This is a genomic window from Rhodococcus sp. KBW08 (assembly GCF_003852455.1).
Classification (GTDB): Bacteria; Actinomycetota; Actinomycetes; order Mycobacteriales; family Mycobacteriaceae; genus Rhodococcus_F; species Rhodococcus_F baikonurensis.
Map to the genome: position 1 here is coordinate 48,250 of NZ_QAJJ01000044.1, position 22,445 is coordinate 70,694.

At 61.7% G+C, this 22,445-nt stretch carries 18 protein-coding genes and 1 pseudogene; 6 read left to right on the top strand and 13 right to left on the bottom strand.

Annotated elements, in window-relative coordinates; translation table 11 throughout:
* Positions 1-82: 82 nt before the first annotated feature.
* Positions 83-607: pseudogene (locus DBV08_RS31640) on the bottom strand (PadR family transcriptional regulator); the annotation flags it as partial.
* Between the two features lie 127 nt (positions 608-734).
* Between DBV08_RS31640 and DBV08_RS31645 the strand changes: the two are divergent.
* Complete coding sequence (locus DBV08_RS31645; protein ID WP_124570044.1) at positions 735-2,096, top strand: MFS transporter; 1,362 nt, start codon at positions 735-737, stop codon at positions 2,094-2,096.
* Here DBV08_RS31645 and DBV08_RS31650 read toward each other — a convergent pair.
* The 3 genes from DBV08_RS31650 to DBV08_RS31660 form a co-directional block, all read right to left on the bottom strand.
* A complete protein-coding gene (locus tag DBV08_RS31650; protein WP_124570047.1) occupies positions 2,086-2,907 on the bottom strand; it encodes an acyl-CoA thioesterase II in 822 nt (273 codons plus the stop codon). The genes DBV08_RS31645 and DBV08_RS31650 overlap by 11 nt on opposite strands.
* A 75-nt stretch (positions 2,908-2,982) precedes the next feature.
* A complete protein-coding gene (locus DBV08_RS31655) occupies positions 2,983-3,822 on the bottom strand; it encodes an alpha/beta fold hydrolase (protein WP_124570049.1) in 840 nt (279 codons plus the stop codon).
* Positions 3,823-3,857: 35 nt separating this feature from the next.
* Positions 3,858-4,553 (bottom strand): TetR family transcriptional regulator, encoded by a 696-nt coding sequence (locus tag DBV08_RS31660; protein WP_095973057.1) that lies wholly within the window; start codon positions 4,551-4,553, stop codon positions 3,858-3,860.
* Between the two features lie 168 nt (positions 4,554-4,721).
* Between DBV08_RS31660 and DBV08_RS31665 the strand changes: the two genes are divergently transcribed.
* From DBV08_RS31665 to DBV08_RS31675, 3 genes are read left to right on the top strand one after another with little or no spacing between them, the layout of a single operon-like run.
* Entirely contained in the window at positions 4,722-5,855 is a 1,134-nt protein-coding gene (locus tag DBV08_RS31665; protein WP_124570051.1) for a ferredoxin reductase, read from the top strand.
* Between the two features lie 35 nt (positions 5,856-5,890).
* Positions 5,891-7,063: an acyl-CoA desaturase gene (locus DBV08_RS31670; RefSeq protein WP_095973059.1), complete on the top strand. Its 1,173-nt coding sequence runs from the start codon at positions 5,891-5,893 to the stop codon at positions 7,061-7,063.
* A 13-nt stretch (positions 7,064-7,076) separates the two neighbouring features.
* Entirely contained in the window at positions 7,077-7,322 is a 246-nt protein-coding gene (locus tag DBV08_RS31675; protein WP_124570053.1) for a hypothetical protein, read from the top strand.
* 180 nt (positions 7,323-7,502) lie between these two features.
* Here DBV08_RS31675 and DBV08_RS32495 read toward each other — a convergent pair whose 3' ends face one another.
* The 4 genes from DBV08_RS32495 to gdhA all read right to left on the bottom strand — a co-directional run bounded on the left by DBV08_RS32495 (position 7,503) and on the right by gdhA (position 11,510).
* A complete protein-coding gene (locus DBV08_RS32495) occupies positions 7,503-7,670 on the bottom strand; it encodes a hypothetical protein (protein ID WP_003945367.1) in 168 nt (55 codons plus the stop codon).
* A gap of 243 nt (positions 7,671-7,913) precedes the next feature.
* Entirely contained in the window at positions 7,914-8,057 is a 144-nt protein-coding gene (locus tag DBV08_RS32500) for a hypothetical protein (protein ID WP_003945326.1), read from the bottom strand.
* Between the two features lie 363 nt (positions 8,058-8,420).
* Positions 8,421-9,680 (bottom strand): CdaR family transcriptional regulator, encoded by a 1,260-nt coding sequence (locus DBV08_RS31680; RefSeq protein WP_095973061.1) that lies wholly within the window; start codon positions 9,678-9,680, stop codon positions 8,421-8,423.
* A 486-nt stretch (positions 9,681-10,166) separates the two neighbouring features.
* Positions 10,167-11,510 carry an NADP-specific glutamate dehydrogenase gene (gene gdhA, locus DBV08_RS31685; RefSeq protein WP_095973062.1) on the bottom strand — a complete coding sequence of 448 codons (1,344 nt, stop codon included), beginning with the start codon at positions 11,508-11,510 and terminating at the stop codon, positions 10,167-10,169.
* Between the two features lie 270 nt (positions 11,511-11,780).
* Between gdhA and DBV08_RS31690 the strand changes: the two genes are divergently transcribed.
* Positions 11,781-13,115: a DUF4185 domain-containing protein gene (locus DBV08_RS31690; protein WP_124570055.1), complete on the top strand. Its 1,335-nt coding sequence runs from the start codon at positions 11,781-11,783 to the stop codon at positions 13,113-13,115.
* Between the two features lie 82 nt (positions 13,116-13,197).
* Here DBV08_RS31690 and DBV08_RS31695 read toward each other — a convergent pair whose 3' ends face one another.
* On the bottom strand, positions 13,198-15,375 hold the full coding sequence (locus tag DBV08_RS31695; protein ID WP_124570057.1) for a glutamine synthetase III: 2,178 nt from the start codon (positions 15,373-15,375) through the stop codon (positions 13,198-13,200).
* Between the two features lie 225 nt (positions 15,376-15,600).
* On the opposite strand from DBV08_RS31695, the gene DBV08_RS31700 reads away from it, so the two are divergent.
* On the top strand, positions 15,601-15,870 hold the full coding sequence (locus DBV08_RS31700; RefSeq protein ID WP_234036628.1) for a putative quinol monooxygenase: 270 nt from the start codon (positions 15,601-15,603) through the stop codon (positions 15,868-15,870).
* Between the two features lie 161 nt (positions 15,871-16,031).
* On the opposite strand, the gene DBV08_RS32505 is transcribed toward DBV08_RS31700, so the two are convergent.
* The 4 genes from DBV08_RS32505 to DBV08_RS31710 form a co-directional block, all read right to left on the bottom strand.
* Positions 16,032-16,184: a hypothetical protein gene (locus DBV08_RS32505; RefSeq protein ID WP_095973066.1), complete on the bottom strand. Its 153-nt coding sequence runs from the start codon at positions 16,182-16,184 to the stop codon at positions 16,032-16,034.
* Between the two features lies 1 nt (position 16,185).
* Complete coding sequence (locus DBV08_RS31705) at positions 16,186-17,001, bottom strand: class E sortase (RefSeq protein WP_124570059.1); 816 nt, start codon at positions 16,999-17,001, stop codon at positions 16,186-16,188.
* A gap of 27 nt (positions 17,002-17,028) precedes the next feature.
* Positions 17,029-17,172 carry a hypothetical protein gene (locus DBV08_RS32510; RefSeq protein ID WP_166811358.1) on the bottom strand — a complete coding sequence of 48 codons (144 nt, stop codon included), beginning with the start codon at positions 17,170-17,172 and terminating at the stop codon, positions 17,029-17,031.
* Positions 17,173-17,298: 126 nt separating this feature from the next.
* On the bottom strand, positions 17,299-21,906 hold the full coding sequence (locus tag DBV08_RS31710; protein ID WP_124570069.1) for a DUF5979 domain-containing protein: 4,608 nt from the start codon (positions 21,904-21,906) through the stop codon (positions 17,299-17,301).
* Positions 21,907-22,445 lie beyond the last annotated feature (539 nt).

Sequence of the window (22,445 nt, forward strand, 5' to 3'; positions counted from 1 at the left end):
TGCCAGTGGCTTCGGTGGCGTACTCGCGAGTGTCTTCGGCGGCGTACTCGCCGGTGTCTTCGGTGGCGTACTCGCCAGCGGGCAATGCGTCCAGAACCTCCTGGCACCAGTCGGTGAATCCTTCTTCGACGCGAATACCGCCGCGAAGTACCAGGTACTGGTGCAGCGAAGAGCCGGAAAGTGCTGCTGGATTGGGGAAGTCGCGCTTTTCGATGAGTCGGTAGACGTCGAGGCGAGCGGCGTGGCCGTCGCGGTGGCGAGCGACTTCGCGGCGTAGAGCGGGGAGATCGGCGTGCGCTGCGGCCCTGATCTTGATGGCCAACTCGTTGCGCAGGTGGTTCGGCTCGGACGGCTCGGCGATCCATCGGGTCAGTTCGGCGCGGCCCGCGTCGCTGACGCGGTACATCTTCTTGTCCGGGCGGCCGTCCTGCGCGATGGCCTCCACCTCCACCCAGCCTGCCTCGTCCATTCGCTTGAGGACTCGGTAGATCTGCTGGTGCGTCGCACTGTGGAAGAAGCCGATCGACTTGTCGAACCGGCGTGTGAGGTCGTATCCCGACGCATCCTGTTCGGACAAGGAGACGAGCAACGCATGTTCGAGAGCCATGGAAAAAGTATCTATGCACTCAGGTGCGTATGCAACTAAGTGCGTACTAACTCGGGTGCATAGAACGTCCTGTATTCGATCTCGGAGAGAGGCGCCGAGTCGCCCGCGCGCAGTTAGGCTTCGCCGTATGAGCGCCGAGTCCACCAGCACCCAGGCCGAGCCACCCGCAGGCATCGGTGGTGCGGCCACGAAGAGTCAAGTGATCACGTGGGGGCTGTGGGACTGGGGATCGGCCGCGTTCAATGCGGTGATCCTCACGTTCGTCTTCTCGGTCTATCTCACCGACGCGGTCGGCGACGACCTGCCCGGCTCGATATCGGCAACTACGTGGCTCAGTTGGGCCCTCGGAATCGCCGGCTTCTTCATCGCGGTACTCGCACCGATCACCGGACAGCGTTTCGATGCGTCGGGTAAACGCAAACTCTCGCTCGCGATACTCACCGGCATCACCGTGCTCTCGATGGCGGGTCTCTATTTCGTCGAAGACAACTACCGCTACCTGTGGCTCGGATTGGTTCTGCTCGCAATCGGCTCGGTGATCTTCGAGCTGGCCGGCGTTCCCTACAACGCCATGATGCGGCAGGTGTCGACGCCGGAGAATCTGGGTCGAGTCTCCGGCTTCGGCTGGGCCATGGGATATTTCGGCGGAATCGTGCTGCTGTTGCTGTGCTACTTCGGCTTCATCGTCGGCGACGGCGACACTCGAGGATTCCTGGGGTTGACCACCGACGGCGGCATGAACATCCGGATGGTGGCACTGCTGGCCGCGGTGTGGTTCGCGGTTTTTGCGATTCCGGTGTTCTTCAAGGTTCCCGAATTGCCCAGCCCCGCGGTCGATCCGGGCGCGTCGAAGGCCGGGTTCCTCGACTCCTATCGGGTGTTGTGGCGCGATCTGCGCGAACTCTGGAACGTCGACAGGCGCACGATCTGGTACCTGATCGCGAGCGCACTCTTTCGTGACGGCCTGGCGGGCGTGTTCACCTTCGGAGCCGTGCTGGCTGTCAACGTCTACGGAATCAGCGCGGCCGACGTCCTGCTGTTCGGTGTCGCTGCCAACGTGATTTCCGCAATCGGTGCATTGGTTGCCGGACGCTTCGACGATCGGATCGGACCGAAGCAGGTCATCACCGTCTCTCTCGCGTCGATGATCGTCGTCGGCGCGATACTGATCGCGGTGTCCGGGCCGGTGATGTTCTGGATCTTCGGACTTGCACTCTGCCTGTTCGTCGGGCCCGCTCAGTCTTCGGCGCGAACCTTCCTGGCGCGCATCACCCCACCTGGGCGTGAAGGTCAGATGTTCGGCCTGTACGCGACCACAGGCCGAGCAGTGTCGTTTCTGGCGCCGACACTGTTCGGCCTGTTCGCCTGGCTCTTCGGTGCAGACCGCGCCGGCATCATCGGACTGCTGGTGGTTCTCGGCGTCGGCCTTGCCGCACTGTCGATGGTGAAGGCGCCGGAAGGCGACAGCGCGCTGCCCGTCAATCCTTGAAGTAGACCAACTGGTGAGTCGTAGCGAGCAATGCGCCGTCAGTGCCCCAAATTTCGGCCGACTGATCGAAGTACCCGTTGCCGAACCGTTGAGTCCGCGCGGTTCCCAGGACGGAATTGTCTGCCTGCTCGGTCAGTGCCGGAGCGTCGGCGTGGAAGTAGATGGTCATCGAGACCGTTCCGGCCGGTGCCATCTTGCCTCGGCGCAAGAAGACCCGCGGGAAGAAGACATCGCACAGTGCGGTGAGTGACGTGAAGTCGAGAGTGCGTGCCGGCTGGTCGCGCACCCAGAGCGTCGTGGTCGAGTCGGGATGCTCGCCCGACTCCAGATCGGGGATCGCACCTTCGACAAACCGCATCTCGTAGTTCTGTGCCCAGGCGATGAACTCGGGGAACGGCAGCAGTGCAACGTTGTCGGCCGACGGAACCTCCGGCATCGTGATTTCGGTCGACGACCAGGTTTCACGCCTGGTACCGAACACTGCCGTCGCGGTGGTGGCGACGGTTCCGTCCTGCGACAGTTCGATGGACCAGTGCTGCGTCGAGCGGTTGGTGCGCACCGGCCGGGCGGAGATCTCGAAAGCGCCTTCGGTGATCGGACCGGCAAAGTTGACGGTCAACGACAGCGGATCGCCGAGGCGTTCGGGGTGCTTCAGCACGGATTCGAGCAAGGTGGCAGCGGTGACGCCGCCGAACGGGCCGACCATGTTGTTGTACGCCGGATTGGTTTCGCCGGTCGACAAGCCGGCGGTGAGCGACGTCAATCCGACAGCAGCGTCAAAAGGATGGGGTGGTGCAACGGTCTCGGTCATCGCAGAACTCCTGGTGGTGGAATCAATTCGGCTCTATGTATGACAACATACATAGAGCCGAATTCCACGCGGCGATCAGGATCCTGCACGCGCGAGGATTGCCTCGGCCAGCTCTTCGGCTCGCTCTTCCGGAATCCAGTGACTTCCGCCCTCGAGCACGACGAACTCGTAGGGTGCGTCCACGAATTCACCGCAGCGCTCTGCGCCTGCACGGCCGAGCGCTGTGTCGCCGGTGCTCCAGACGTACGTGGTCGGGACGGTGGTGCGATCGATGTCGCCGAAGTCGCGGGTCATCGCGCGGTACCAATTCAAGGCGCCGGTCAGCGCGCCCTCACCACTCAGGACACGAATGTGCTCGTCCGCGAATTCAGGATCGATCTGTCCGTCGAACATGGCCCGCAGCCGGCGGAAGTTGTCCTCCGACAACACTTCCTCGGCCTTGCCCTCCTGCCGGAGAAGTCCGATGTACGACGAGCGCTGCTTCTGGTCCTCGTCCTCGCGGAGTGCCCAGCCGAAGGCGGTGGGGTGGGGGACCGAGATCGCGGTCAGGCTGCGGATCCGGTTCGGATGGCGACCGGCGACCTGCCAGGCGACCGCCGAACCCCAGTCGTGACCGACAAGATGCGCGTCGGGCAGGCCGAGCGCGTCGAGCAATCCGACGACGTCGGCGACCAGGTGCTCGATCTTGTAGGCATCCACCCCTTCGGGGCGTGCGCCGGCGGAGTAACCGCGCTGATTCGGTGCGATCACGCGGTAACCCGCCGCGGTGAGCAGTGGTGTGACCTTGCCCCAGGATGCGGCGCTCTCCGGGAAGCCGTGCAGCGCTACCAGTGGAATGCCGTCGTCCGGGCCCGAGATCAGTACGTCGAAGGTGAGGTCGCCAACGGGGATTTCGAATGTACTCGTGGAAGACATGACTCTCACCGTACGTCGAAAAGGTGAACCCGAGGTCAGTTTCGAGGTGGATTCCAGGTGGCCATTCCGAGCATGATGATTCGCAGTTGCTTCTCGGCTCGCGTGATGACGGCGGCTTCGTCGCGATACCCGGCCGTCCCGGCGTCCAGCAGTTCGACGACAGCACTGAACATCGTCGAGACGATCAGGTCGGCAGACATTTCCAGATCGTCCGACGACCAGCTTTCCAGCCCGGTAATTCTGGAGAGGTCGATGGTCAATTCGCTGACGAACAACCGCATTTCGGTGGCTATCGCGCGTCGCACCTCACTGACGCCGCTGTAGCGTTCACGGCAGAGGAACCGAAACTGCCGCTCATGTGAATGTACCTGTCGCACAAGGATCTCCAGCGACGTGGTGGCGTCCTTGGTGCTGGGATTGCGCCGTGCGTCGCGAAGCATCTGACGCAGCATGCGCATGCTTTCCTCGACAAGGACAACGCCGACGTCCTCCAGTGAAGCGAAGTGGCGGTAGAAGGCCGTCGGAACGATCCCGGCTTCCCGGGCTACCTCTCGCAAGCTGATTCCGGCGAAGCCGCGATCGGCCGAGAGGTCCATGGCAGTGTCCAGGAGCGCTTGGCGTGTGCGTTCCTTCTTGGCGGCACGACTTTCCGGTTCCCTGTTCTCAGGTTCCCTGCGCTCCGGGTTCACCGGTCCGGCCTTCGTCACGACGTCGAGTGTAGGTACAGGCATTCCGGCTCCTTTCGGCAACTCGTGTAACTCGGATCACATTCTTGTTGACATGTACTTGTGTGCACCTGTCACACTATCTTTGGTGAACATTTGTACACTGAATTCACGCAGTCGGGGGAAGTTAGCTCAGCAATCGATACACCCGGCAATCGAAGTACGAGGAGGGTCATGACAATCGCATCAGCTCCTGAGAACACGACACCGAAGTCCACACCTCGGCGTGGACTGTCCTTGGTGGGACTCATCGAAGCCATGGCCGCTCCACATCAGATCGACCGCTACCTCGAGTTGGTCAACCCGATGGCGACCGTTCGTGACATCCGCGCGCAGGTTGTCGCCGTCGACCATCCGACCGCTGACTCCGTCACTCTGACGCTACGCCCGACTCGCCAGTGGCGCGGTTTTCAGGCGGGCCAGTTCGTGCAGTTGGGCGTGGTGATCGACGGTGTTCGTCACACTCGGTGCTACTCACCGGCCGGGGGCGCGTCTACGCGCAGTGGGCTGATCGAGCTCACCGTGAAAGCGCATCCGGGTGGCCTGGTGTCGCAGTATCTGTACGTCAACGCCGCGCCCGGACTCGTTGTCAGCCTCTCGCAGGCAGACGGTGTGTTCTCCCTTCCCGTCGACCGCCCGCGTCGGGTGTTGTTGATCAGTGGCGGCAGTGGAATCACCCCGGTCATGTCCATGCTTCGGACGCTGGTGGAGGAGGAGCACTCGGGCGAGATCGTGTTCGTGCACTACGCGAACACCGATGCGGACGTGGCGTATGCACGCGCTCTGAAAACCATCGCGGAGCAGAACCCGAACGTGAAACTGGTACTCGTGTACACCGAAAGCGGTGGAGGTGACCTCGAAGGTTTCTTCGATCGTGGGCACCTCGACGCGGTGGCGCCGTGGATCGCCGATCCGGACACGATCGACGCCCAGACATATCTCTGCGGGCCTCCCGGACTGATGCGGGGAGTGCGTGAGGTATTCCGTGAGGTCGACGTCGAGCACCTGCTCAACACCGAGGAGTTCGCGCCGGCGGTGGCCGAACCGGGTGAGGCCGGCGGCGAGGTGTCCTTCACCAAAAGTGGGGTGGCGGCCGAGAACTCCGGCGAAACTCTTCTCGAACAAGCTGAAGCTGCGGGCCTCAATCCCGAATACGGATGCCGGATGGGAATCTGCTTCTCCTGCACCTCCGTCAAGAAGGCTGGTCGCACTCGCAACGTTCGCACCGGTGAGACAGACGACGAGCCGGACAAGAAGATCCAGCTGTGCGTCAGCGCTCCCGTCGGCGACGTCACCGTCGACATCTGAAGTCCCATTTTCCACACGACTGTCTGGAGACCGACATGTTTGGACTTTCACTTCCCACCCTCCCGTTCCTCGGCAACGGTTCCGATGCGAAGGACGATGCTCCCGTCGTCCTGACATACGAGCAGGTCGAGGAGATCGGCCGTGAGTTGGATGCATTGCGTGATCGCACCGTCGCCTCGCTCGGTGCGGAGGATCGGGAGTACATCTACAAGATCATCAAGGCTCAGCGTGGTTTCGAAGTCGCCGGTCGCGGCTTGATGTACCTCGGCTTCCTACCGCCGGTGTGGCTCGCGGCAGTCGGTGCACTGAGTGTGTCGAAGATCCTCGACAACATGGAGATCGGCCACAACGTCATGCACGGTCAGTACGACTGGATGCGTGAACCCGGGCTCAATTCCGAAGTCTTCGAATGGGATACGGTGTGCCCGGCCGACCAGTGGCGCCACTCGCACAACTACATGCACCACACGTACACGAACATCCTCGGCAAAGACCGCGACATCGGATACGGAATCCTGCGTATCGACGACGCGCAGAAGTGGAACCCCTATTACCTCGGTAATCCGGTCTGGGCCTTTGCCTTGATGGTGCTCTTCGAGTGGGGCGTGATGATGCACGACCTCGAGATCGAGAACGTCATCCAGGGCAAGCGCAAATGGCACGACGTCAAGCCGCTCCTGAAGGGCTGGTGGAACAAGGCGGGCAAGCAGGTCCTCAAGGACTACGTCATCTTCCCGGTTCTCACGGGGCCGCTGTTCGTGACCACTCTGGCGGGGAACGTCACTGCCAACCTGGTCCGGAACGTGTGGACGTATTCGATCATCTTCTGTGGCCATTTCCCCACCGGCGTACAGAGCTTCACCGAAGACGAGACGGCCGACGAGACTCGCGGCCAGTGGTACGTACGCCAGATGCTCGGCAGCGCCAACATCGAGGGGAGCCCGCTCTTCCACATCATGTCGGGCAACCTCTCGCACCAGATCGAGCACCACCTCTTCCCGGACCTGCCTGCGCATCGTTATCCGGAACTGGCTCCTCAGGTGAAAGAATTGTGTGTGAAGTACGGTTTGCCGTACAACACCGGTGGGTTCTTCAAGCAGATCGGTTCGGTGTGGGGCAAGATCTTCAAGCTCGCTCTTCCGCCCGGTTTGGTCAAGTCGAAGACCCCTCCCGGTGTTATCGTCGAGCGCCAGCGAACAGCAGCCTGAGAGGCACACACTGATGGTCGGGAAATTCGAACGCCGCAAGGACACGGTCCAGGAACTGACCGAAAGTGCAGCCAACCACGTGGGCTCGATCGCGATGATCATCGCCGGGGCTGTTCGAGACGTGACGCGCGAGATCGGTGACTGGGTGTCCGACGGAATCGAGATGCGTGAGGCAGCGAAAAAGGCTGCGGCTGACGATCGTTCGGAGTCCGTGACCATCGAGCACGACGACACTGATCCGCCCAAAGACTGGCGTTGATTCCAACTCTTCGATCGCCGAGACAGTAAGGCCGACGACCGGATCGCCCAACCGCGAGCCGTTTCGCCCGAACGACCACGTTGCCCTCCGTCATCGATGACGGAGGGCAACGTGGGTTTCATGGACTGTTTCGGCGATCGAAGACGCGGATCGAACACCGATCCGATCACAAGTGAGGTCCTAAGCAGCGCTTCCGAGGCTCGCCGAGTCGAAGCTGCCGAGCCCGGTGCTACCGAGACCGCTGCTACCGACCCCGCCCAACGCGAGCGCATTGCTGCTGCCCGCGCTCAGAAGCTGGACGATGATGTTGATGACGATGGGGTCGCCGGTGAGCGGAATTGTAGGCACAGGGGGACCTGCTTTCTGTTTCGAGATGTGGTGAGGATGTGAGCGGCGACGGGATCGTCGACGTGGTCGGGAAGGCTGTTTCAGGCACTTCCGGTGCTGCCGAGCGACACGATCGAGCCGTTGCCGAAGCCGAGTGCTCGGGAGAGTGAGCCGAAGTCGATGACCAGGCTGCCCAGGGTGTGCTGGTTTATCACGGTGGTTCCTGTCTGTGCCGCGACTTGGTGATGCGAGCGGATAAGTCGATCAGGGAGCAGGCGTCGTGGGAGTTTCGCCGCCGCCGCCGATCGGAGAGTTGTCGGTGTAGAGGAAACTGCTGCCGGCGTTGAACATCTGTAGGACGGTGTTCAAAACGACGGCCAAAGCGCCTGTGGTTGGTGCGGCGATCATGTGCTTGCTCCTGGTTTCAGCGGTGGCGACGTGGTGGTCACCGTGGTCACCGCCCTCACAGTGTCAGGCGGCTTGGAGCGGGCCCTGTGCGAGAGATTCTCTCGCACAGGGCCCGAGATTCGTCCTAGGAGACGCCGCCGCCATCCGTCGAGCCCGTGCCGGTGCTGCCCGCGTTGAACAGCTGCAGGATGGTGTCGAAGAAGGCACCGAGGAGAGCGTTATCCTGGCCGTTGATCATGTTTTTCCCCTTAATTGTTACTGGTTTGCGCGGTGATTCGCACCACACTTTTATAGCCCGGCTCGATACGAAAAAGTGGGGTCGAGGCTCTATGCGTGGACAGCTAATAGCGAGGATGTGAGTGTTCACACTTTCGCTGGACGATTGTCCATATCAGTGCTGGCGAAGGTCAGAGAGATCATGGCAGCGCGCAGTTTGAGCAGCTCAGAGGGTAGTGCCGGATCCAATCCGGTCAGGGTTGCGATGCGCTTGATGCGGTTGTCGACGGTGTTCGTGTGTAGACCGAGCGCCGACGCGGTGCGCTGACGGTGCTGGCCGTTGGCGAGGTGGATGGACAACGTCTGCAATAGTTCTGGATTTCCGTCGAGCGGCTTGAGGAGATTGATCAGGCTGTCGCGGCCTGCGCCACTGCGAGTCAGTTGATACTCGAGCGCGAGGTCTTCCATTCGGTACGACCGCGCCGGCAGTCTGAGCCGCCGCACGAGTTGCGCCAATTCGTGAGTGGTTGCTTGGGCGGCGGCGATATCACCGACGGCGGCGCTCTCGGCGATCGCTGTGATCTCCACCCCCACAGTCGCGCGCGCACGTTGGATGACCTCGCACACCGTTCTCCAGTCGGGCGTGCCTTCGATCAGGACCAGACCACGTTGCGGTGCGGGCGCTTCGAGCAGTGCCGACCCGAAGTGGGCCGCGATCTTCGACTGAGCGACGGAGAGGTCACGATAGGCCTGTATGCGCTGGTGATTGCCATTCCGGGCTCCCGGACGAGTGGGCGGCAGGTTCACCAGGAGCCGTAGGACGAGATAGCGGGGTGCGAGTTCGATGCCCATCTGCAACGCAAGTTGGGTGGGATCGTCGCCGTCCAACATGGCTTTCACGAGCGCGCCGGCGGAGTATTCCCCGAGTTGGGAACCGGCTGGAAGAGCCGAGAGATAGCTGATCGAGATGAACGAGTGAAGCCGCTGCGCGAGTGCGAACAAGAACTCGTTGAGATCCCCGAGATTGTCGGAGTCCTCGGCGTCGGCCCTGCTGAGGATGAGGGTGCGAAAAGTGCTGATGCCCTCGTTGGTCAAGTTGAGGATCGCGCTGAGTGGCACCCCTTTCAATGCCTGTTGGACGGTCATCGTATGAATGCCGTCCAACTCTTGGTCGGTAGGGAGTTTGCGGTGATCCAACAGCTGGATCCCCACTTGGAGCCCCTGCACGATCACCGCAATCAATTCCCGACGTACTGCCTCCGTTTGGAGGGAAGTCAACGTCGGGTTGGCACGGGACAGGTGATCTACGAGATCGCTTGCCAGTGGGATGACGTCGTTGACCGCTGTGGAGGCGGGCTTGCCTCCCAACATGAGCGGTCCCGGGTTGTTCAGCAGCGCTGGGGACATGGGGTGGCCTCCTCTTGACAGGTGCGTCGCCTGGCACAGGCACCCGGAGGCTCGGCGCGTCACGAAGCGGGATACACGCTGAGGCCTTGTTCGGGGGCATACTCGCCGCTGAAATTTGCGGATCGAATTGCGCCAGGCGTTGTGATTTCTACCACATGAACGACTGTCCAACTGTGAAATGGACAAATGTGAAGATAAGTCCATATGCCCCACGCGCTCCGGACCTAAACAATCGTCCACTTACGCTGTTTTTCGACGTCAGAGCGGAAAACGATTCGGCAGACACCACGAGTCCCGTCTGGCATCATTGCCGGCGCCAACGGTGATCGTCGCGGGTGATTTGCTCAGATCGAGCTCGAGGGCCCTGGGTCCTCGAGGACCCAGGGCCCTCGAGGCCTAGGTGGTGATTCGACCAGTCCGACGTACGGGAACCGGATCAGGGTGAAGTCACCCTTTTCTGTACTGCTGTCTGTGTTGCGGAAATCTCTATATGACGCCCAGCGAAATCATGGCGTCGGCCACCTTCACGAAGCCGGCAATGTTCGCGCCGTGCACGTAATCGCCAGGCTTGCCGTACTCGGCAGCGGTGTTGATGGTGCGCTTGTGGATACCGCGCATGATTCCGGCGAGGCGCTCGTCGGTGTACTCGAAGCTCCAGGAATCACGCGAAGCGTTCTGCTGCATTTCGAGAGCAGAGGTTGCCACGCCACCGGCGTTGGCTGCCTTGCCGGGTGCAAAGGCCACGTTCGCGTCACGGAAGAGCTGGATGCCGCCGGGGGTGGTGGGCATGTTCGCGCCTTCGGCAACGGCCTGAACGCCGTTGGCGATCAAGGTCTTTGCGGCATCTTCGTCGAGCTCGTTCTGAGTCGCGCAGGGGAGTGCGACATCGCACGGCACATCCCAGATGGATCCGTCGGCGATGAACTCGGCGTGCGGAACTGCGTCGGCGTACTCGCTGATGCGGCCGCGGCGAACTTCCTTGATCTCCTTGAGGAGGTCGAGATCGATGCCCTTCTTGTCCACGATGTATCCCGAGGAGTCCGAGCAGGCGATTGCGACGCCGCCGAGCTGGTGGATCTTCTGGATGGCGTAGATGGCGACATTGCCGGATCCGGAGATCACGACGTTCTTGCCCTCGAGGCCTTCGCCCTTCGCCTTGAGCATTTCGGCGACGAAGTACGCGACGCCGTAGCCCGTGGCCTCGGTGCGAACCTGTGATCCGCCCCAGGTGATGCCCTTGCCGGTCAGGACGCCCGACTCGTACGTGTTGGTCAGTCGCTTGTACTGGCCGAACAGGTAGCCGATCTCACGACCGCCGACGCCGATGTCACCGGCCGGAACGTCGGTGTATTCACCGATGTGGCGCTGCAGTTCGGTCATGAAGGACTGACAGAAGCGCATGACCTCCGCGTCGGTGCGACCCTTGGGGTCGAAGTCCGAGCCACCCTTGCCGCCGCCGATGGGAAGACCGGTGAGGGAGTTCTTGAAGATCTGCTCGAAGCCGAGGAACTTCACGATGCCCAGGTTGACGCTGGGGTGGAAACGCAGGCCGCCCTTGTAGGGGCCGAGTGCACTGTTGTACTGCACGCGGAAGCCGCGGTTGACGTGAACATTGCCCTCGTCGTCGGTCCACGGCACGCGGAAGATGATCTGGCGTTCCGGCTCGCACAGCCGCTCGATGAGTCCGGCGTCGGCGTAGCGCGGGTGGCGTTCGAGTACTACGTGAAGAGACTCGAAGACCTCTGCGGCGGCCTGATGGAATTCGGGCTCTCCTGCATTGCGAACCAAAACCTGATCGTAAATCTGCGCTACGCGGTCACGTACGGACACCGCTCACCTACCTCGTTGTGAGAACTCTTTTACATTTCCGTTACATACTAGGCGCCTTTATTGCTGTATCGGACAACTGTCCTGTGAAGGTGAAATCGGACACAGCTGCCACTTGTGTCAGTTGAACGGGCGATTTATAACAATTTGCTCAGCTTTCACTCTCTTAACACAGTCCAAATGGTTTGCTTCTGCGGTCGGGGATCACTGTGCCTGTGGTCCGAACGCGAGTCGAAATGATCAGAGGGGCTGCACGTGCGTAAAAAACACTCCATGTCGGCGATGTTGTCGATAGGCGTCGTCACGATTGCCGCGACGATCGCCGCAGCACCGTCTGCGTCGGCGATCGGTGGACCGTGTGGTTCGGGAGGAAGTGGCTCCGCCGGATCGATGACGGGTTCGCTCGGATCCCTGACCGGATCTCTCGGCAGTGGTTCAGCAGGTACGGGATCCCTCGCCAACGCGTTGCCGTGGATCACCGGCGCTCCCAACGGCGCTCTACCGGTGCTGACCGGCCGGACCAAGGCAATCGAAATGGTCACCGGCCCGGGCAGCCCGAACAACACCATCGAGCGGTTCAACGTGTCGGGAACCGACCTCGGAATCATGTGGGACAACGGTCTTTCAGGGCCCGATCACGACGTTCTGATGGCCTTCGGCGACACGGTGGGTGATTGCGACACCCCAGGAGACGACTGGCGCAGCAACGTGTTGTTCCGCAGCAACGACACCGCCATTGCCGACGGAATGAAGATCGACAGCTCACCTTTGGACGGACCCAATCATTCCAAGGAGATCATTCCGGGATTCGGTATCCCGGGGGAGTTCACGACCATCCCCACAGCTGGAATCTCCTACGGCGGTGTGCAATACATCAGGTTCATGTCTGTTCGGTCCTGGGACGAACCCGGTGCCTGGACCACCAACTACTCGGCCCTGGCTTTCTCGACAGACAACGGTGAGAACTGGGAACTCGATCCCGCGACAGTTCGCGCCAATACGGAAGGACTCGGTATTCCGGGGATTCCGGCAGTATCTCCGATCAATTCCAACTTCCAGCAGAGCGCCTTCCTCGACGGCCGGGACGGCTACATCTACGAATACGGAACTCCCTCAGGTCGTTTCGGCAAGGCGATCCTGGCGCGGGTGGCCGGAGCGGACATCAGAAACCTCGGCGCCTACGAATACTGGGACGGATCCGGTTGGAGCCCACGCGATACCGATGCCGTTCAGGTCATCAAGGCACCCGTCAGTGAGCTCGCAGTGCAATGGAACGACTACCTGAACAAGTACGTCGCCATGTACACCAGCGCCGAGGGCAATCTCGTGATCCGTCAGGCTGATCAGCCGCAGGGACCGTGGAGCGGTACCCAAACTCTGCTGAGCGGAATCACGTTGCCCGCGTTGTACGGCGGATTCATGCACCCGTGGGCGAGCGGACAGTTCCTCGAATTCGTTGCTACGACGTGGGACCGTTACAACGTCATCTACATGCGGACCGATTTGAACGGACTCAAGATGGCGTCGTCCGATTCTCGCGATCGGCCGGACCCGGCGACGACCGGCGAGGCACGCGTCCTCGAGGTCACGATGCCGGAAGACCGCTAGCCGAGCAAGCTTCGACAACTATGGCCTGCAACTCGATCGAGTTGCAGGCCACAGTTTTGTGGGCGTTGATTTTCGGTGATGCTCAGAGAATGAACAGCATCTCCTGATATGTCGGGAGTGGCCAGTGATCGTCGGCGACGATGGTTTCGAGGAAGTCGGCCGCTGCACGTACTTCGGCCATCGCGGGCAGGAGTGCGTCCTGGGCGTGCTTGGCCTGATCGAACGGGGACTCGCCGGCGTCGGCGTCGATGGCTGCACGCAGGGTCGCCAGCGCAGTTCGTAGAGCCGCAACGGGCGCCGACACTTCTTCGAGCGGAGCTGAATCCGGTTCGAGGCCGGCGGACTTCAGCGCGACGAAGTTTTGAGCAACTTCCGTCTGGTGGCGCACTGCAGCCGGAAGGATCAGCGTCGTACCGATTTCGGCGGCCAAGCGTGCCTCGACGCCGATGCTCAGTGCGTACTGTTCGAGTCCGACCTCGTAGCGACTGTGCATCTCTCGGTGGTTGAAGACCTTGTACTTCTCGAAGAGTTCCATCGAGGGCTCGGTGATCAGTTCAGGCAGCGCGTCCAGCGTTGTGCGAAGGTTCGGCAGGCCGCGAGACTCGGCCTCGATCTGCCAGTTCTCCGAGTAGCCGTCGCCGTTGAAGACAACCGCACCGTGATTGGTGATGATTTCGGTGAGCAGATTCTGGACGGCGGTGTCGAAATCGGCGCCGTCTGCGACTGCCGATTCCAGTTCGGTGGCCATGTAGTCCAAGGCCTCGGCCATGATCGTGTTGATGGTGACCATCGGACCGTTGACCGTCTGCATCGATCCCGGTGCGCGGAACTCGAAACGGTTGCCGGTGAAGGCAAACGGGCTGGTGCGGTTGCGGTCGCCCGGATCGGTCGGTAGGACGGGAAGGGTGTCGGCACCGATCATCATGGTGCCCTTGTCCTTCGACGACGTCGCCGCGCCCTTGGCGATCTGCTCGAAGACGTCGGCCAGTTGATCGCCGAGAAAGATCGAAATGATGGCCGGGGGAGCCTCGTTGGCACCGAGACGGTGATCGTTGGTTGCCGAAGCGACAGATGCGCGCAGGAGTCCCGCGTACTTGTGGACGGCCCGGATGACTGCGGCACAGAAGACTAGGAATTGCGCATTGTCATGCGGATTGTCGCCGGGGACAAGCAAACTACCGAGTTCGGAGTTGCCCAGGGAGAAGTTGACGTGCTTGCCGGAGCCGTTCACGCCGTCGAACGGCTTCTCGTGGAAGAGGCATTCCATGCCGTGCTTCTTGGCGATGGTCTTGAAGGTGGTCATCAGCAACTGCTGGTGATCGGCGGCGATGTTGCCGCGCTCGAACATCGGGGCGATCTCGAACTGGCCGGGCGCAACCTCGTTGTGCCGTGTCTTGGCGGGGATGCCAAGTTTGAAGAGTTCCCGCTCGGTGTCCATCATGAATCCGAGCACACGTTCCGGGATCGCCCCGAAGTAGTGGTCGTCGAACTCCTGGCCCTTGGGCGGCTTTGCGCCGAAGAGTGTTCTGCCGGCGTTCAGTAGGTCGGGGCGCGCGAGGAAGAAGTGTCGATCGATCAGGAAGTACTCCTGCTCGGGACCGCAGAACGACACGATGTGCTCGGGATCGTTGTGCCCGAACAACTTCAGGATTCGTTCGGCGTGGTAACCCATGGCCTGCTGTGAGCGCAACAGGGGAGTCTTGTGGTCGAGTGCTTCGCCGGTCATCGAGACGAACACAGTCGGGATACACAGTGTGTTGCCGTTGGGGTTTTCGAGTACGTAGGCCGGGCTCGTGACATCCCAGCCGGTGTATCCGCGGGCCTCGAACGTGTTGCGCAGCCCACCGTTCGGGAAACTCGAAGCGTCGGGTTCACCTTGGATCAAGGTCTTGCCGGCGAACTCGGCCAACGCACTGCCGTCGCCGACCGGTTCGAGGAAGCTGTCGTGCTTCTCGGCCGTCAACCCGGTGAGCGGATAGAAAACATGGGCGTAGTGGGTCGCGCCCTTTTCCAGTGCCCAGTCCTTCATCGCGGACGCGACCGCGTCGGCGACCATGGGATCAAGTGGTTTGCCTTGCTCGATCGTCGCCATCACCGACTTGTAGACGAGCTTGGGCAGCCGCTTCTGCATGACCACCTTGTTGAAGACGTTGGCTCCGAACACCTCGCCGGGAGTTTCATCGGTCGTGAAGCTGACCACCGGCGGTGTGTAGGCCTCGACGTCCTTGATCGCTTGCAAGCGAACTGCATTTCCACTCATGTGCTTACCCCTCGCCCGGGCCCAGGGCTGCGCTGCTGATTGCGAGCCCGACTTCGGCAAACCCTACGAACCTTCGGTATCGGGGGTGTTTCGTAGATATTGCGCCTGTCCGCAAACTTCGAGTCACAACGGAAATCTTGATCTGTCGGGGGTCTACGGCAGACTTCGAGCGGAGGGGTCAATGCGGGACAGTGGAATCGGAGAGTCTTTGTGATCAGGGTTTTGGTGCCAACCACAGTGGCGCAGGGTGATCTCGCGGAAGTGCTTCGGCTGTACGACGAACTTGTCACCGAGACCCGAAAAGAAGACGGCTGCATCAATTACGAGTTACTGCAGCGCACCGACAATCCGTGCGAGCTCGTGCTGGCGGAGGAATGGGAATCGCAGGAGCACCTCGACGCCCACACCCATACCGAGCACTTCGTGAGGTTGGTTGCGGCACTGGACAAGCTGGAGACGGCAGCGCCGGCGCAGATCTTCACGAAGGTTCTGTAGCGGCGGAGTCAGGTTTCAGTGCTCGCTCAGGTCGTTCCGACACGTGGAAACTGGTTCATCGGCACGCCGGAATCATCGTAGGTCCGTCGATTCCGATGTAGGACAGCGCCTTCGGGCTCCAGCCGAGTCTTGTGCCGGTGCGGCCGACCTGCACGGGCGCTTTATACGGTGACGTCGGAATAGGGCATGTGCTCTGACACCCAAGGAAATACGACTTCCATGAGTAGCAGCACGACCGCAACCACGAGAACGATCGCCAGCAGGGCCTTCACTGGTCGGGGGCCGGGGAGCGCGCCCCAGAGGTAGCCGTACATTTCATTGCTCCTGGAGTGCCGCGGGAATGGTGCCCGAAGTCTTCGAGATTGTTTCGACGAGAACAGCATGGACGATCATGCGTTCGCTGTTCGAGTAGAGCGGATGGCACGTGGTCAGTGTCAACATGCTTTCCAGTGTGGTGTCAGGCTCTGGCCAAGGTTTGCCGGGGAGCGGGTTGACGACCGCAACATCCCCCGGCGCGGTGATGTGCCGCCCGAGGAGATGTGCGTAGTCGCCGTCGGACACGCGGTCGGCTTGCTCGGGGCTCAAGCAGGCTTGCGCCGCTGTGCGACGTTCGGGCGAAGCCTGGTCGAGTGGGAGTAACCGGTACGTCATCCACTGGAACTCGGTCTCCACGACGACGGCATCGCACGCATCGAGTCGATCCAAGTGTTGGAAGACTGCGCCGAATCCGATGCGATGCCCGGCGAGCGCGAAATTTCCTGCTTCGCCGGGCATCTGCGATTCGGGGTAGTGGCCGGGGCCGGCCCGTAGGTCCTCGTTGCGTGTGCCTTCGACGACGGCGGATACGACGTCGGCACCGAGTGTCGGGAGGTACACGCGCGCGAATCCCTCGCCGAGCACCGGGGCCGGCGGTGCAACAGGGTTACCGGCCGCAACCTGGTCTTTGTCCTTGCCCCACGATTCCTCCAGTTGGGCGTTGACCTCGTCTTGCAGTCGCCCCGAGGTGATATTGGTCCAGAACGCCTCGTAGACGACGAAAAGCAGGATGAGGACCCCGGCCGTGAGGAGCAGCTCACCGATGACCTGGCCTAACCGCGGCCGCCCAGGAACCGGATGCTGTGAATCTCTCATGGACCGGGACTCCTCTCCGTCGTCGGACTAGTTGCCCGCGCTGATCGTGGCGCTTCCGGTACCTCCGAGAAGGTCGTACAGGAGTACGGACAGGCGACCGAGGCCGTCGATCGCCGCAGAACCGGTGGTCTGGATGTCCTTGATGACGATCGGGAACGGGAGGATGGACATGGTGTTTCTCCTTCGAGGGATGAGCCGCAGGGGCGGCCGCGAGATAGATACGTCGTGACGGTGAACAGGGCGGGTGCGACCAGGTGTAGGTCGCACCCGCGCTGTTTCGGTATTCCTGGTTGGGAGTTACTCCTGGCCGGGTGCACGCTTGCGGTTATGCAGGGCGAGCCACGTGCCACCGCCGATCAGTGCCAGCGCCAGACCGGCGAGCCAGATGACGTTCGCGCCGGTTACCGGCAGGGACGATGACTGGTCCGGTTTGGCCTGAGCAGGATTTCCCGGAGCAGGCGTGCCCGGAGCACCGTTGTGTCCACCACCGTTATTGCCGGGAGTGTTGTTTCCGGGAGTCGACACGTCAGTGCCTGGTCCTCCGGGTACTTCGGAGCCCGGCCATGTCGGGATTTCCCACGGCGGCAGCGGGATCGGGATCGGGATGATGATCAGCCCATTGCTGCTGGTTTTGTTCTCGAGTCCCAGAACCACTGACTTGTTTGCTTCGCTGGTGAGCTTGACGGAAGCTCCGGTCGGTTCACCCACGATCTTCGAGACGTCCGCCTTGCCTTCCTTGACGCCCCAGATCACTTCACCCCACTTGACGTTGGTGACGTCTGTGTGAGCACCGGTTTCGACGAAAGTGATGTCGGTGTCCAGCGGGAACTGGACCCGGCCGTCGATGACGGCTGCGTCGCACTGGGCGGTCGGAGTGACCGAAGCGCCCGGTTTGACATCGAGCACGCACGAACGCGCCTCGTCGTCGATGTCCGTCCACGTAGCCGTGACCTGGAAGATCGTGGATCCGTCCTTGGCCACCTGGCTGCCCTTGGGGCCGGTCACGAACTTGTCGATGTCCACGTCGGTGGTCGGTATCGGGCGGTTGTGGATCTCCACCACAGCCTGCTCACCGGCCACCACCTTGACGGTGTTGCGGTGTTCGGCGTCTCCGGCATCCGCGGACACGTAGTAGTACGGCCGCGCCCAGTCGATACCGGCCAGGGGCTTGGGGTCGACCTCGGAGAAGGTGATCACGGTGTTCCGTGGAACAACCTCGCCGGACGTCCAACTCCAGTCGTTTCCGGCATCGAGGGTGATGGTCTGGCCCACTGCCGGGAAATCGGTTCCAGCGGGGAGTGGCGGGTCGATTTCGTCGACACGGACATCGAACGTCGCGCTGTCGGGTAGGTCGGCCTCGGGGGCGCGGACGGGATTGCCGTCAGCGTCGAGGATGAACTTCGTGAATTCGACCGAGCCGAACTTCCACAGCGCCTCGTTCGACAGCGTGATCAGTCGACCGTCGGTCGGGTCGTCGGAGACGATGCCCGTTGCGGTTCCGTCGAGGTTCGAGTGCAGCCACGATTCGCCTTCCGGGCTGGTGCCCCAGGAGATCGTGCCCCATTCGACTCCGGCGACATCGGGACGGCCGGTCTCGGTGAAGGTCACCTCGGTGCCGACGGGGAGGTCGACGCCCAGCGGTGTGGTCTGTCCCTGCTTGACGCTCAGCACCTGGGTGCGGTAGTCCACACCGTCGCGCCAACGCGCCTCGACCGTGAACTCCACGTCATCACCGACAGCCTCGGCGGCCTCGCCGCTGACCTGCTTGGCGACGCGCAGAGTGCCATCGTTGATGTCGACGAAGTTCGACACCTCGACCTTGCGCAAATCCTTGCCGATGGTCACCACGGCAGCGTTGTCCGCATTGATCCGGATATTCCCGGAGTATGCGGGCACGCCGTAGGCGAGACCGTCACCGTTTTCCGGAACCAGTTCGGTCAGTGCAACTTCGGTGCCGCCGGGCAGGTTCTCACCGAACGGAACCGAGGTGCCGTCGGACGGGAGCGACAGTGTCTTGCTCTGTGGGTTGTCGTCCGTATCGAGCCAGGTGGCAATCACGTCGAAGCTGGCCGGTACGGCCTTGTCGGACGCCTTCGGGCCCGTGAGCTTCTTGCTCACTTCGAAGGTGCCTTGCGTGATCGTGGCCTCGTTGGTGACGGAGACCGCGTTCGCCGACGCGTCTGTGCCGATGGTGAGCGTCTTCGGGCTGATCACCGGCTGCGACCACGTCACGAGGTCGGTGTTCGTCGGTTGGACCTCGGTGAAGGTGACTTTCGCTCCGATGGGCAATTTGCCCAGATCGTAATGCTGGCCGTCCTTCAGAGTGAATTGACGCAGTTCGTTGCCGGCGTCGTCGTCACCGAAAGCGATCTCTGCGTTGATGACGAAAGCCTCCAGTCCCGTGCGCGCTCCGTCGCCGATGACGGCCTTGGTGATCCTTGCCGATCCCAAGCTCGCTTTGTTGAGCAGTGTGACACCGACATTGCTCTTCGGCGTGATGGTCACCAGCGCCTCGGTCCGGTCCACGTTGAGCGTCACACCCTCTGAATGGCGGAACGTTCCTCGCTCGAAGTACACACCGTCAACGGTCGGGAGGTTGATCTCGGACAGGCGGATCTGCCAGCCGGTTCCGCGGGGGTTGATCCCACTGACCGGTGTCCCGTCAGCCTTCACCTTGATCTCGTAGGAGCTCACCGGGGCGTCGGTCGCTGGATTTTGCCCGGGGGCGAACTCTTCGACTTTCACAGTGAACTCGGTGTCTTCCGGGAATTTCTCGGAGAAGGGAGCGATCTCCTTCAGAAGCGAGAACGAGCCCCGTGACACGCCTTGGCCGGTACCGCCGCCGCCCCATTCCTGCTTGACGCTCTGCGACAGCGTCTGCTTGCCGGCATAGGTGAGGGTGTTGGAGTATTCCGTGTCGCGCTGGTCCAGTCCGCCGCTGCTGGTGCACAGGGTATAGCTGACGAGGTACTTCGTCTGACGGCTGTAACCGTCCGCGTCACGCGGGAGAGTGAGATCGAAACCGCCGTCGGCTCGCGCCACCGATGTTGCATCGGTGATATCGCGTTTCTTGTTGCCGTCGAAGAAGTCTTGCGCGACGACCTTGAGATTGAGGTTGCTCTTGAGATCGCCGCCGATTTCACACACCGTCATGTTCGGTGAGAACCTGTCGTTGATGACCGCCGGTTCCGTAAGGCCCTCGAGATCGTGTCCGGAGATTTCCACGGTCCAATTGAGTGTGGTGCCTGCCGGCTGCTCCACGCCGCCGACAGTTTGCGACGTGGTGTTGATCGCGCCGCTCTTGCCGCTCGTGAACCTAGGCCCCTCAGTCTTTCCCGTGATCGACGTCTTGTTGACGACCGCCGAGTTGGTGAGATGGTCCTCGGAGTCTGGCACCTCGGTGGTGGTCAGGCAGGTCCGGTACGTGACGTAGTAATACTGCTCTTCGTTGAACGTGTCCGGGTTATCCACAGTGATCGCCGCGGTGAAGGTACTCGCGCCGGCTACTGCGCCGATGGGAGCAATGGTGAATCCTGCGGCAGGAGTGCGGTAGTTGGGTTCGTTCTCCCGCCCTGGGAGGTAGTCAGACTTCTCGATGACTACCTGCACGCCCGAGGCACAGACCGCATGGGGGCCGCCGAAGGTGTCGGTGATGTCGATCTTGTGGTTGTTGGCGGCAATGTCGGTGCCCGGAACCACAATCGTCCAGACGGCTTCCATATTGCGCTTACCGCCGTCGAGGTAGCCACCCTTCCAGGGCTTGGTCTGCGGCGCATAGTCCTGTCCCACGCCATCCGAAGCCACCGTGTTGTCACCGATCGTCACGGAGTTCGTGTACTGAGTCCCCTCGAGATCCACCACGCCGCTGGTCGTGCATGAGGTGTACTCGATGCGGTAGAGCTTGTTGCTCTCGAAGGGCGCGCCGTTGTCGATGTTGATGGTGACCTGATCACCCGCGTCGGGTTGGGTGACGGTGACGCCGCCGGGGGTCTCTTTGAGATCGCCCGGGCGACCGGACCACAGCTTCGCGTTGAGCAGGCTGCCCGCACACAACTTCATGTTGTCGGAGAGCTCGTCGCTCAGGGTCACGGAACCGGTGTTGCCTGCGTCCAACTTGGCCAGATCGGCGCCGGGGATGTCGATGGTCCACCGCACTGACTGCTTGTTGTCCTGGAGTTTGCCGGACTTCGTCGACTCGCCGATTACGCGGCCGTCGGTGATGCCGCCCGTGCCGGGCAGGTCGACCGGCGTGACCTTGTTGTTGATCGTGAAGTCCACAGTCTCTGACGTGGTGTATTCGACCGCCTTGGTGTAAACGAAGAAATCGCCCTTCACCTCGTCCGGGCGATCTGCCACGGCATCGGAGAGAACACACGTCATGAGATTGGTGGCTCCCACAAGCTCGCAGCTTCCCCAGAGCGTCCCGTCCCCACCTACAAGGTCGATCTTGGGGTTGCTCTGAAGCTTCAGCTCGCCAGGGAATTCAATGGTGAACTGGTCGCCCGGCTGCGGGCTCGCGCTTGACGCGTCCCAGGTGCCCCGCACAGTGACGGAGTCACCGACCGTAATCTGCTGGTCGTTCTTTCCCTCGACCTGGATGTCTGTGATTTTCACATCGATGCCGGGATTGACTCCGCGTGCGGCCAGTCGCTGCGCCGCCACAGAAGTCGTAGACGGGGGCGCCGTGGTTGTGATCGGCGGTTTCGCAGACGTGGGTGACTCCGACGTGGAAGTATGCGGCGCAGTCGTTTTCAGCGGCGCCTCCGTCGTAGTTGCGGGCGGCTTCGTTGTGGTCGGAACTGTTGAGGTCGGAACTGTGGCGGTCGAGGTCCCGAGGTCATCTGCTGAGGCAACCTGGACGAAAGAGAACGACGATACGACCAGCGCCAGGACCGCAACGATCATCCCCAAAGCTGCCCACCGAGACACCACCCCCTCCCCGGCACGGCGCGGGAAGACACGGTTACGCATGACGAACACCTTTCGTTCAGAAACACATGATTCAGGCCCCGTTTCCGGGGCCGGCGAATAGCGAAACGGGACCTTTGAGCAGCTCTGGAGCCTGGATGCGAGCGTTGGTGATTCTCAGGCGACCTATTGCGGAGCCGAACAGTTGGTAATCGGACCCGGCTGACGCCGGCGCAGACTGACGGCCGGCTCTGGGTAGCCAGGAAATTCCAAGAAAACTCGACCGCCGGTGTTACCTAACGCGACGACCTACGAGGTACTAAAGGCCGCGGCCGATGATCTTTCCTGCGCGATTCATTGCAGTTCGGGCATGAGCACCATCCCGGATAGCAATAGCAACAGTGCGAGGGCTCCGAGGGGGAGTCTTCGTGCTGCGTGCTTCGCTGCCGTGACGGTTTTCATGAAATTCCTTTCTCTGGCACAACGTGAAGAAATGTGCGCGGGGCCGTTCGCGAGAAGATGCAAATTCCGCGCAA

Excerpts from the sequence above, each read along its gene's own strand:
- DBV08_RS31645 (WP_124570044.1), top strand. The coding sequence starts at position 735 with ATGAGCGCCGAGTCCACCAGCACCCAGGCCGAGCCACCCGCAGGCATC.
- DBV08_RS31650 (WP_124570047.1), bottom strand. The coding sequence starts at position 2,907 with ATGACCGAGACCGTTGCACCACCCCATCCTTTTGACGCTGCTGTCGGA.
- DBV08_RS31655 (WP_124570049.1), bottom strand. The coding sequence starts at position 3,822 with ATGTCTTCCACGAGTACATTCGAAATCCCCGTTGGCGACCTCACCTTC.
- DBV08_RS31660 (WP_095973057.1), bottom strand. The coding sequence starts at position 4,553 with ATGCCTGTACCTACACTCGACGTCGTGACGAAGGCCGGACCGGTGAAC.
- DBV08_RS31665 (WP_124570051.1), top strand. The coding sequence starts at position 4,722 with ATGACAATCGCATCAGCTCCTGAGAACACGACACCGAAGTCCACACCT.
- DBV08_RS31670 (WP_095973059.1), top strand. The coding sequence starts at position 5,891 with ATGTTTGGACTTTCACTTCCCACCCTCCCGTTCCTCGGCAACGGTTCC.
- DBV08_RS31675 (WP_124570053.1), top strand. The coding sequence starts at position 7,077 with ATGGTCGGGAAATTCGAACGCCGCAAGGACACGGTCCAGGAACTGACC.
- DBV08_RS32500 (WP_003945326.1), bottom strand. The coding sequence starts at position 8,057 with ATGATCGCCGCACCAACCACAGGCGCTTTGGCCGTCGTTTTGAACACC.
- DBV08_RS31680 (WP_095973061.1), bottom strand. The coding sequence starts at position 9,680 with ATGTCCCCAGCGCTGCTGAACAACCCGGGACCGCTCATGTTGGGAGGC.
- DBV08_RS31690 (WP_124570055.1), top strand. The coding sequence starts at position 11,781 with ATGTCGGCGATGTTGTCGATAGGCGTCGTCACGATTGCCGCGACGATC.
- DBV08_RS31695 (WP_124570057.1), bottom strand. The coding sequence starts at position 15,375 with ATGAGTGGAAATGCAGTTCGCTTGCAAGCGATCAAGGACGTCGAGGCC.
- DBV08_RS32505 (WP_095973066.1), bottom strand. The coding sequence starts at position 16,184 with ATGTACGGCTACCTCTGGGGCGCGCTCCCCGGCCCCCGACCAGTGAAG.
- DBV08_RS31705 (WP_124570059.1), bottom strand. The coding sequence starts at position 17,001 with ATGAGAGATTCACAGCATCCGGTTCCTGGGCGGCCGCGGTTAGGCCAG.
- DBV08_RS32510 (WP_166811358.1), bottom strand. The coding sequence starts at position 17,172 with ATGTCCATCCTCCCGTTCCCGATCGTCATCAAGGACATCCAGACCACC.
- DBV08_RS31710 (WP_124570069.1), bottom strand. The coding sequence starts at position 21,906 with ATGATCGTTGCGGTCCTGGCGCTGGTCGTATCGTCGTTCTCTTTCGTC.